This is a genomic window from Kitasatospora sp. NPDC043949 (assembly GCF_056435365.1).
In genome coordinates this window covers 17,223-27,891 of the sequence record NZ_JBWKEQ010000082.1, presented here as the reverse complement: position 1 = coordinate 27,891, position 10,669 = coordinate 17,223, and the positions used below count along the sequence as shown (strand labels likewise).

The following is a 10,669-nucleotide window of genomic DNA, read 5'->3' as shown; positions in this document are numbered from 1 at the left end:
CCCCCCCCCCCCCCCCCCCCCCCCCCCCCCCCCCCCCCCCCCCCCCCCCCCCCCCCCCCCCCCCCCCCCCCCCCCCCCCCCCCCCCCCCCCCCAGCCCGCCCCCTACCTGGGGAGCTTGGCGGTTCGCTCTGGATAGGCCACGGGAGCCGGGTCATGGGGCAGTTCGCGGTCTCGGGTCTCGGGGAGGCAGGTGGCGGCGATGGCCGCCAGTGCGTAGGCGAGCCCCGCGAAGAGGGCGATGCTCGCCGCGAGTCCGAGGCGTCCGGAGAGGTAGCCGACGAGGGCGGGGAAAGCGGCGCTGACGATGCGGCCCAGGTTGTAGCAGAAGCCCTGCCCGGTACCCCGGACGCGGGTGGGGTACAACTCCGCGAACAGGGCGCCCAGTCCGCCGGGGATGCCGGCCGAGAAGAACCCGAGCGGCGCGCCCGCGATGAGGGTGCCGAGATCACCGAGTGGCAGCAGCAGGTAGGGAACGAGGGTCACGAGGCAGCACAGGGCGAAGAGGACGACGTTGCGGCGGCGGCCGACCCGGTCGGAGAGCCACCCGGATGCGAGGTAGCCGAGGAACGAGCCGGCGATGAAGACCGCGAGGTGCCCGCTGCTGCCCATCACCGACAGGTGCCGGGTGGTGTGGAGGTAGGTGGGCAGGAAGGTGGTGAGGGCGTAGTAGCCGCCGTGGCTGCCGAGCCCGAGCAGCGCGCCGAAGACGGTGACCCTCAGCAGGCCGGGGCGGAAGATCTCCGTCGGCGAGGCCTTCTCCCGCCGCCGCTGGTCGGCCGTGGGGTCGGCGATCCCGCGGCGGAGGGCGAGCACCAGCAGGGCGGGCAGCACGCCGAGCCAGAACATCGCCCGCCACGCCCAGGCCTGCGGCAGGACGGCGACCAGCACCGAGTAGGCGGCGAGGGTGAGGGCCCACCCGACGGCCCACCCGCTCTGCACCGCCCCGAGGGCCCTCCCCCGGTACCGCGTGGTCACGTACTCGCTGATCAGTACCGCGCCCGCGGCCCACTCACCGCCGAAGCCGATGCCCTGTAGGCACCGGAAGGCCAGCAGGGACTCGAAGCCGTCGGCGAAGCCGACGAGCGCGGTCGCCACCGCGTACCAGGCGATGGTGAAGCGCAGGACGGCCACCCGGTCCCACCGGTCGGAGGCCGCCCCGGCCAGCCAGCCGCCGAGCGCGGTGCAGACCAGGGTGACCGAGGAGGCCAGCCCGCCCTGGCCGTTGGTGAGATGCCACAGCGCGGTGAGGGTCGGCAGCACCAGGCCGTAGATCTGCGCGTCGGCCCCTTCCAGCGCCCAGCCGCCGAAGGTGGCCCAGAACGCCCGTCGCCCCCCGGGCGACGCCGAGCGGTACCACTGACGCATGCTCGCTCCTTACCCGAGGTCGGTGCGGTAGCAGTCGGTGCGGTAGCAGTCGGAGCGGTGCCGGAAGGAACCAACGACCGGCACGGCGCAGCGGCAGCGCCTCCGCGGCACCGGCCGCCCTGAACGTGAGCACGTCAGTACGTCGTCGAACATGCAGGCCAATATGACAGTCGGTCAGGTGAAGGTCCAGAGGCCCCCGGTCCTGGGCCCCCGGACCTACCATCGACGGGTGATCTGCGAACCGGCCGAGTCGGTGGAGTCGGTGGACACCCACGCCCACGTGTTCCACCGCGGCCTGCCCAGGGCCGACCGCCCCCGCTACGTGCCGGACTACGACGCCCTCCCGGCGACGTACCTGGCGCTGCTCGACCGGCACGGCATCGGCGGCGCGGTCCTCGTCCAGCCGAGCTTCCTGGGATCGCGCAACGAGTTCCTGCTCGGCTGCCTGGCCCGGCACCCCGCCAGGTTCCGCGCCGTCATCGTGCTGGACCACGACCGCCCCTGCCGGCCGGACGCGCTCGCCCCGCTCGCCCTCGACGGCGTCGCGGGCATCCGCCTCAACCTGATCGGTCGGCGGGTGCCCGACCTGGCCGGGCCGCACTGGCGGCAGGTGGCCGCACTGCTGGCCGAGCGCGGGCAGCACCTGGAGGTGCACGCGGCGGGCGGACAGTGGACGGCGATCGCGCCCGCCCTCCGTAGCTGGCCGTCCCCCGTGGTGATCGACCACCTCGGCCTGCCGGGCGCGTCCGAGGGCGCCGATCGCGCGGTACTGGATCTGGCCACGCGCGACCACGTGTGGATCAAGGCCTCCGCGCCCTACCGCTGCGCCCCCGGCGCGCCCGACGCGCCGGGCCTCATGCTGCGGCGCGTGCTGGAGGAAGCGGGCCACCAGCGCCTGCTGTGGGGCAGCGACTGGCCCTGGACCCGCCACGAACGCGGCAGGACGTTCGCCGATTGCCTCGCCTGGCCGGCCGCGCACGTCGGCCCGTCGGTCCTGCGCGCCGCCGTCACCGTGAACCCGGCCCGGCTGCTGAACTGGTCGCCCCGGCGACGAGCAGCCGCCGGACCGCAGGCACCGGCCTGAACGATCATCTGGCCACGCCAGCGGCCCGGCGGCCGGTGAGGGCGCGGAGCGTCAGGGAGCGGGGATGCGCTGGGCGAGGAAGAGGGCGGCGCGGTCGAGTGCCTGGTCGGCTTCGTCGAGGGGGCCGCCCGCGAAGGCCTGGAAGACGTGGGGGGCGTCGGCGGTGATGTCGAGGATGACGTCGACTCCGGCGTCGCGGGCGCGGGCGGCGAGGCGGGTGGAGTCGTCGAGGAGGATCTCGTTGGCGCCCACCTGGATGAGGAGCGGGGGGAAGCCGGTCAGGTCGGCGAAGAGGGCCGGGCTGAGGAGGGGCTGCGCGGGGTCCTGGCCGGCGAGGTACATGGCCCCGGTGTGCATCACGGCCTCGCGGGTGAAGATCGGGTCGATGCCCTCCTTGGTCGTCATGCTCTCCCCGCTCCGGGTGGCGTCCACGCCCGGGGAGAAGGCCACGATCGCGGCGGGCAGCGGCAGGCCCGCGTCGCGGGCGGCGAGGGCGGTGGTGACCGCGTAACCGCCGCCGGCGGAGTCCCCGGCGAACGCGATGGCGGACGGGTCCAGGCCGCTGTCGAGGAGGGCGCGGTAAGCGCTCAGGTTGTCTTCCAGACCAGCCGGGAACGGGTGCTCGGGGGCCAGCCGGTAGTCCACCGAGTACGCGTCGAACCCGGCCCTCGAGACGAGTTGCGCGGTCAGCGACAGCGCGGTCTCGGGAGAGCCGAAGACGAAGCCGCCACCGTGGAAGTACAGGATCGTGCCCGGGCGCGCGCCGCTGTCCGGTGTGACGTGCAGGGCGGGCCGGCCGCCGAGCGCGGCCTGAGTGGTGCGGACGTCGTCCGGCACGATCATCGTGTCCATCAGCGCCCTGAACCCGGCGCGCAGCTCCTCGACGGAGCGCCGGCCCTCCGGCCGGGGCCGGCGGAGCATCGCGTCGATCTTGGCGAGCTGTTCCTTGCTCATCTGCGCTCCTCCTATGGAATGACTTCCTCTACACTATATGCTGTGGAATATACATCGGATGGCATCGCCGACCTCCAAGGATTCTTCGCGGATCTCGTCCGCTGCGAGACGCGCCTGTACAACGCGCTGAACGACCGCCTGCGCGAGCGGCACGGGATCGTGACCTCGCAGTTCGAGTTCCTGCGGTTCCTGCGCGAGCACCCGGGGGCCCGAGTCGCCGACCTCGCCGCGGAGTTCGCCATCGGAGCCGGCGCGACCAGCAAGGGCGTCGACCGCCTGGAGAAGCAGGGCTGGGTCGTCCGCCAGGCCAATCCGGCGGACCGCCGGTCCTCGCTCCTGGCCCTGACCGACGACGGTTCACAGCTCCTGGACGCCGCCGAGGCGACCTTCGCCGCGGGCCTGAGCGAACTGGTCGAAGGCACCCTCGACCAGTCCACGACGGCAGCCGCCGCCCGGGCCCTCCGCCGGCTGCGCTCCGCGCTCGAACGCGACCAGGTCGGCACCCCCACCGGCTGAAGGCGCAAACCCGGTCAACTGCCCGGCCACGTGCGGCCCGGCGACACCGCGCTCCTCCGCCGTCACCTTCGGTGAAGGCCCGGCTGGGGTTGCCTCCGCGGCCGGCAAGGCGCAGGCTGGAGCTGTCCCCTGGAAGCCGCGTAGGGCGAGAGCCCCACGGAAAGCAGGGAGTTCGGGAGCGTCACCGCCCGTCCGGAGGAGCGGCCCATCCCGAGCACACCCGGGTGAAACGAAACAAACCGTCCGGTCCGACTGCGCACGGACGGAGGCCCCCGGCGGGGGTCGCTCTCGGAACAGCATCTCGCCGCGTCGTACGCGACGCTCCGTCCGGCCAGTGAGCACGGACGGCACCAACGAAGGCATTCGAAAGCATTGCAGGCGTCAGGAACGAGAGTGTAAGTCGCAGGAGCAGTAGAGGCCCCCTCCTGGTAGAGGGGGCCGACGCCTGCGTCGGGCAGGCCTCGCCACCGCTTCAAGCCCTCCCCTGTCGGCTTCGGTGCCCGTCCAGGGCAGGGCTCAGTCGTCCAGCGAGAGTGCGTTCTTGGCCTGCGCGACGGATTCCTCCGAGGCGGGTCCGCCGGGGTTCTCGGTGGCCAGGGCCTGGTTGAGGGTGACGAACGGGCGCATCCGCCGCTCGTAGCGGGCATACGCGGTGCGGTGGTCGCCGCCGGCCCGGGCAAGGCAGTCGGCCAGCACGTGGGCGCCCACGAGGGCCAGGCTGGTGCCCTGCCCCGAGAGGGGGGAAGGGCAGTAGCCGGCGTCTCCGAGCAGGGTCACCCGGCCCCGCGACCACGGGTCCATGCGGATCTGGGCCATGGCGTCGCAGTAGAAGTCGGGGGCCGTCCGGGCGGCCTCGGCCAAGCGGGTCCCTTCCCATCGCATCGACGCGAGCTTGTCCACGACGAGCTGCCGGAGGGCGCCCCCGCCGCGGAGGTCGTGGGCGAGGGGCACGGACTCGAAGCCGAAGGCGATCCTGAGTTCGGTGTTGTCGCGTACGGGCATGATGCCGAAACCCGTGTCGCCGCCCCGCAGCCACACCTGCCAGTCGTCCAGGGCGAGGAAGTTGTCCGCGCTGAACACCGAGAGGTAGCTGCCCAGGTGGTGGGCGAAGTGCTCCTCCGGACCGAAGGCCAGGCGCCGTACGGTGGAGTGCAGGCCGTCGGCCCCGACCACGAGGTCGAAGGTGCGGGACGGTCCGTGCGCGAAGTCGACGCGCACGCCGGTCTCGTCCTCGTCCAGCGCGGTGATGCTGTCGCCGAAGAGGTACTCGACGCCTGCGCGCGTGTGCTCGTGCACCATCCTCACCAGGTCCTCGCGCAGCACCTCGAGGTCTTCGCTGTCGAGCCGTCCGCTGCTGAAGGTCGCCTCGGTCGAGCGGCCGACCTCGCGGCCGTCGGGGTCGAGGATCGACATGCCGCGCATCCGGGTCCGCACGCGGCTCGCCTGCTCCAGCAGGCCCATCCGCTCCACGACTTCCAGCGCGACACCGCGGATGTCCACGGCCTGGCCGCCGGGGCGTTGGCCTGGAGCGCGTTCGACGACAGTGGGCGCGAAGCCGTGGCGGCGCAGCCAGTAGGCGAGGACGGGCCCGGCGATTCCGCCGCCGGAGACGAGTACGGTCTGCATGAGAAGCTCCCCAGTGCTCTGTACGGTGTACGCGCCCTGAACGTACGTCGTACGCGTAGACCGTTCAACCAGCCATCTGCACGCCGTGTACTAGGGCAGAAGCCTTCGGTTCGACACTGCCGCTGCTACCCTCTGTACTAGCACAGGACAGGAAGGCGGCAGGTCGTGACGAAGGCCACAGGCACAGCCGGTGATCCGCCCTATCTGCGCATCGTCGCCGCGATCCGGCGGCGCATCGCGGACGGTGAACTCGCTCCCGGGGACCGGGTTCCCTCGACCCGGCAGATCGCCGGGGAATGGGGCGTCGCGCTCGCCACCGCCACCAAGGCCCTGACCACCCTGCGCCTGGAGGGACTTGTCGAGGCCCGACCCCGGGTCGGCACGGTCGTCGCCGGAACCGCCCCCGCCGTGCCGGCCCGCAGGCGCCCGTCACCCGCCCCGGACTCCGAGCAGGCGCAGGAGCAGGAGCTGAGCCTCGACCGGATCGTCCGCACCGCCATCGAGATCGCCGACGCCGAAGGGCTCTCGGCGCTCTCCATGCGCGGCATCGCGGCCCGCCTCGGCGTCGCGGCGATGTCGACCTACCGGTACGTCCCGAGCAAGGAAGACCTCGTCCTGCGCATGGCCGACGCCGCGTTCGGCGAGAAGTCCTACCCCGCGGAAGCCCCCGAGGATTGGCGTACCCGCATCGAGCTGGGCGCCCGGACCCTGTGGAGCCTGTACCGGCAGCACCCGTGGCTGGCCCAGCTCGGCTGCCTCACGCGCCCGCTGCTCGTACCCAATCTGATGGTCCACGGCGAGTGGGTGCTGGGCGCCCTCGACGGCCACGGACTCGACCCCACGACACTGTTCGACATCCACGTCCTGCTCTACAGCCATGTCCAGGGCCTGGCGGTGCACCTGGAGATGGAGGCGCACGCCGAAGCCGCCACGGGCCAGTCGGAAGACCAGTGGATGGACAGCCGCGCCCCCGCCCTCCAGGAGCTGGTGGAATCCGGCCGCTTCCCGGCCTTCACCAAGGCGGTCGGAGCCTTCGAGGACGGCTACGACCTGCGTCTCGACGCGCTCTTCGAATTCGGCCTCAAGACGCTCCTCGACGGCCTGACTTCCGCCGTCGAAGGCCAGGAAGCCGGCACGGGCGGTACCGCCGCGATCGGGGGACCTCACCGTCCGGCGGCATCGCGGCGGCCTGCGGCTGACCGTTGACCGTCGTACCGCTGAAGTCCTTTGCGCGTGCTGCCGCCCGGATGATGAGGTGGAAGGGTGACCGACCCTCATGAGATCTCAGCCGTGCGGCCGTTGACACTGGCTTGGGTGGGCCGGCACCTGGAGGCCGGCGAACGGATCGTCGGAATCGAGGCGCTGCACGGCGGCATCACCGCCGAAATGCGGAGGCTGACCATCGGCACGCGGGACGGAGGCACCCGCGACCTGGTGCTGCGGAGTTTCGTCGACCCGTTCTCCGTGGAACGCGCCGAGGACTGGCTGGACAGGGAGGCCGGCGCCCTGGCCCTGCTGGCGGGGACCGGCGTGCCGGCTCCCGCGCTGGTCGCGGTTGATCCGAGCGCCGCACAGTGCGAGCATCCGTCTCTCCTCATGACGCATCTGGCGGGCCGGACGGTCCTCGACGATGAGGGGGTGGAGGAACGCGTCCCCCTGCTGGCCCGTCAGCTCGTGGCGATCCACGCGCTGCGGCCCGCCGAACGGCCCCGGGATTATGTGGCGTTGACGACCGCCGACACCGTCGTGGTGCCGAAGGGCGCCGACGCGGCGGCATGGGCCGCGGCGATCGACGTGATCCGCAGGCCCCCGCCGCCCGGTGAAGGGCGGTTCCTGCACCGGGACTTCCAACCCGGCAACGTGCTGTTCGACGTGCCGCCCCCAGGGCCGGCAGGTGCGCGGATCACCGGCGTCGTCGACTGGGCGGCGGCCTCCTGGGGCCCGGCGGATCTCGACGTGGCGCACTGCTCCACCAATCTCGCGCTGCTGCACGGCCCGGAGTGGGGTCAGCGGTTCGCCGAGGCGTACGAGGAGGCCGGCGGGGTGCTGGCCGTGACCGCGAGCGAGCGGCTGTACTGGCGGGTGCGGGACGGACTGGCGTGCTCGGAGGAAGTACGGTCGGTGGCGCAGCCCTGGCAGGAGGCTGGACGGACGGAGCTGACGACGCGAGCCGTGGAGCAGCGGCTGGACGCCTACGTCACCGCCCTGCTGGACGCCCTGGGCTGAGCCAGGGCCGGTCCGGAGCGCGGGCCGGGGTGGCGGGGCCACCCTCACCTTCAATAGCAATATGAAATTATTTATATTGAGAATATCTCGCTCCTCATATGCCTCTTTCGTCACTGCGCACCCAATCACCCTGCACAGGTAGCGGAATTTCGTCGAAGCACTCGACACCGTTCCGCAGTTATGGGACAGTCAATTTGAACCACCTGGTTTTGAGGAGCACAAGTTGCCCGTTTCCAGGAGACTGATCTCGCCCGACGGGCGCATCTGGGAGACCGACGAAATCGTGGCCCGCGTATTCGCCGCCACCGAACTTCTTGCACGCCGTGGCGTCGAACCCGGTTCACGGGTGATGATGAGCGGGGCCAATTCCCCGGAATGGGTCGTCACCCTGCTCGCGCTCATTCACCTCGACGCTTCGGTGGTCCTGGCCGATCATCGAGCCACCCCGTCACAGCGATCGAAGATCCGCACCCAGGCGCGCGTGGTGCTCGAAATCAGCGACGGTGCGGGCCGCACCGCGGCGCCGCGCCCCGCTTCGAACACCGCGACCGTGCCCGACGTCGCGAGCTGGGCACGGCGTCAGGACGCCGCGATCTCCTGGTCGTCGGGGACGACCGGCAGCCCCAAAGGCATCGTCCGCTCCGGCCGTTCGATCCTGGACAACCTCGCGCTCAGTGCGGAACGCATGGGGTACCGGCCTGACGACGTCTTCCTGCCGATCCTGCCGTACTCCCACCAGTACGGTCTGTCACTGGTCCTCTGCTGGTGGCTGGGCGGAGGCACGCTCGTGGTCTACGGATCGACCACGCGCCTGGACCGTGCGCTCGCGGTCGGCGTGGACCACGGCCTCTCCATCGTCGACGGGGCCCCGTCGACCTACTACAGCCTGCTCAACCTGCTCGACCGTCGCCCCGCCCTCGTGAACGCGCTGGGGACGGTACGAGCCTGGTGCGTGGGCGGCGCGCCACTGGGGAGCAACCTGGCAGCCCGGTTCCACGCCCGCACGGGCCGGCACCTGCTCGACGGCTACGGAGCGACCGAGGCCGGAAACATCGCGCTGGCGCCCCCGACCGATCCGGTCGGGTGCGGCACGCCGCTGCCCGGTGTGGTCGTCGAAGTCCACGACGACCACGGCAGGCCGCTTCCCCACGGCCGGCTCGGCGAGCTCGTCGTCCGCAGTGACGGCCTGATGACCGGCCACCTCGGCACTGACGGTGAGATCGTTCCGGCTTCGAGTCCCGTTCACCGCACCGGCGACATCGGCCTGATCGACGACGCCGGCCGCGTCTTCCCGGTCGGGCGCAAGCACGCCGCGCACCGCGACGGTCACACGCTCTATCCCGACCACCTCGCCAAGCTGGCCGAGTCGGCCGGCGCGCAGACGGAGGTCGTCGCGGTCCCCGACGCCCGTCTGGGCTGCCGCCTGGTGTTCGTGATCGCGGACCCGGACGCTCACGAGCCTGCGCACTGGAAACGGCTGCTGCGCCCTGTGTTCGCCCGCTACGAGCAGCCCGATCAGATCGTCGTGCTTCCCTCGCTGCCCCTCACGAACACGGGAAAGCCCGACCGGGCCGTTCTGGAGAAGATCGCCATGAGCTCGCTGTCCGCATCACCCGGGACGACCACCGACGTCACCGCGTCCGGCTCGACCACCGGCTCGGCCGGCGGTGCGAGCGGCTACCGCATCCCCTTCGCCGACCGCGTCGACGCGCTGCGCGCAGTGCGCCGGTACGTGGCCGACCACGAGGACGCGGTGATGGGGATCCTCACCGAGATCTCGCCCCACCACACCGCCGGCGCGGAGATCCGCTCGTTCCTCGCCACCCTGGACGGAGCGGAGGAGGAGATCCGTCGCGTCCGGCCCGGCCGCGTGCCTCGGGTCGCGGTCTTCATGCCCTCCAACATGCCGCTCCATTCCTACGCGCTCTACATGCTCATAGCATCCCTTTACAGCGAAAGAATCACCTTTCGGCCGTCCTCGGAGATCAAAAGCCAGATGCGGCGCTTGCACGACCTGCTGGCACCGGTTCACGGCCTGCCCATCAGCCTTTCCGAGCTCAGCCAGCGCAAGTTCGTGACGGGACCGGTACGCGAAGCGGACCTCATCGTCTTCACCGGCAATTACGCCAATGCCGAGACCGTCCGCGAGGGGCTGGCGGAGGACCAACTCCTCCTCTTCTTCGGTAACGGCATCAATCCCTTCGTGGTCGCACCCGACGCCGACCTCACCCGCGCCGTGCACGACGTCACGAGGCTCCGGCTCTACAACTCGGGACAGGACTGCTTCGGTCCCGACGTCGTGTTCACACCTAAGGGCCGCACCGAGGAATTCGTCGACCTGTTGTCCGCCGAACTGGCTTCGCTGCGTTTCGGGCAGAACGGCGACCCCGGCGCCGACTACGGTCCGATCTTCTACGACTCGGCGCTGGTGAACTGCTCGGGCTACCTGGTGCACCATGCCCGCCGCATCCGGCACGGCGGGCGCATCGACCTGCCGTCCCGCAAGATCGAGCCGACCGTGCTGCTCTGGGGCTTCGACGACAAGATCCCCCTCGAGGAGATGTTCGCCCCGGTGTTCAACGTCGTGGCCTACCCCAGCGCGAGGCTGTTGCGTGAACGGCTGTCGAACCCCTACTTCAGCGAACGCGCGCTGGGAGCGATGGTCTACGGGAACGATCCGCAGACGGTGGATGTCCTGGCCAGGCGTCACCAGACCTGTGTCGACCACACGCTGCTCGACGCCGAGGACGGCAACCGCCCGTTCGGCGGATTCGGGATGCGGGCGAACTACATCTCCTACGGCGGCGAGCGGCACGCCGAACCGCTGCTCATGTCGCAGGCCGTGGCGCAGACCCTCCCGGCGGCTGCGCCCGTCACGGCGAGTGGGGAGTGACCCA

Annotated in this window: 8 protein-coding genes; 5 read left to right on the top strand and 3 right to left on the bottom strand. The window is 71.3% G+C overall.

The window, feature by feature from the left end; translation table 11 throughout:
* Positions 1-103: 103 nt before the first annotated feature.
* Positions 104-1,366 carry an MFS transporter gene (locus AC07AL_RS36780; protein ID WP_363633419.1) on the bottom strand — a complete coding sequence of 421 codons (1,263 nt, stop codon included), beginning with the start codon at positions 1,364-1,366 and terminating at the stop codon, positions 104-106.
* Between the two features lie 229 nt (positions 1,367-1,595).
* Between AC07AL_RS36780 and AC07AL_RS36775 the strand changes: the two genes are divergently transcribed.
* Entirely contained in the window at positions 1,596-2,450 is an 855-nt protein-coding gene (locus tag AC07AL_RS36775) for an amidohydrolase family protein (protein ID WP_478319476.1), read from the top strand.
* Between the two features lie 51 nt (positions 2,451-2,501).
* On the opposite strand, the gene AC07AL_RS36770 is transcribed toward AC07AL_RS36775, so the two are convergent.
* Positions 2,502-3,404, bottom strand: a complete 903-nt coding sequence (locus AC07AL_RS36770; protein WP_478319475.1) for an alpha/beta hydrolase — start codon at positions 3,402-3,404, stop codon at positions 2,502-2,504.
* A 42-nt stretch (positions 3,405-3,446) separates the two neighbouring features.
* Here AC07AL_RS36770 and AC07AL_RS36765 point away from each other — a divergent pair, with 42 nt between their 5' ends.
* Entirely contained in the window at positions 3,447-3,920 is a 474-nt protein-coding gene (locus AC07AL_RS36765) for a MarR family winged helix-turn-helix transcriptional regulator (protein ID WP_400810661.1), read from the top strand.
* Positions 3,921-4,436: 516 nt separating this feature from the next.
* Here the strand turns inward: AC07AL_RS36765 and AC07AL_RS36760 are convergent.
* A complete protein-coding gene (locus AC07AL_RS36760) occupies positions 4,437-5,546 on the bottom strand; it encodes an FAD-dependent monooxygenase (protein WP_363633423.1) in 1,110 nt (369 codons plus the stop codon).
* A gap of 165 nt (positions 5,547-5,711) precedes the next feature.
* Between AC07AL_RS36760 and AC07AL_RS36755 the strand changes: the two genes are divergently transcribed.
* From AC07AL_RS36755 to AC07AL_RS36745, 3 genes are all read left to right on the top strand, one after another.
* Complete coding sequence (locus AC07AL_RS36755) at positions 5,712-6,752, top strand: TetR/AcrR family transcriptional regulator C-terminal domain-containing protein (RefSeq protein WP_478319474.1); 1,041 nt, start codon at positions 5,712-5,714, stop codon at positions 6,750-6,752.
* Positions 6,753-6,860: 108 nt separating this feature from the next.
* A complete protein-coding gene (locus AC07AL_RS36750) occupies positions 6,861-7,772 on the top strand; it encodes a phosphotransferase family protein (RefSeq protein ID WP_363633424.1) in 912 nt (303 codons plus the stop codon).
* A gap of 223 nt (positions 7,773-7,995) precedes the next feature.
* On the top strand, positions 7,996-10,665 hold the full coding sequence (locus AC07AL_RS36745; protein ID WP_363589284.1) for an aldehyde dehydrogenase family protein: 2,670 nt from the start codon (positions 7,996-7,998) through the stop codon (positions 10,663-10,665).
* The last annotated feature ends 4 nt before the right edge of the window (positions 10,666-10,669 follow it).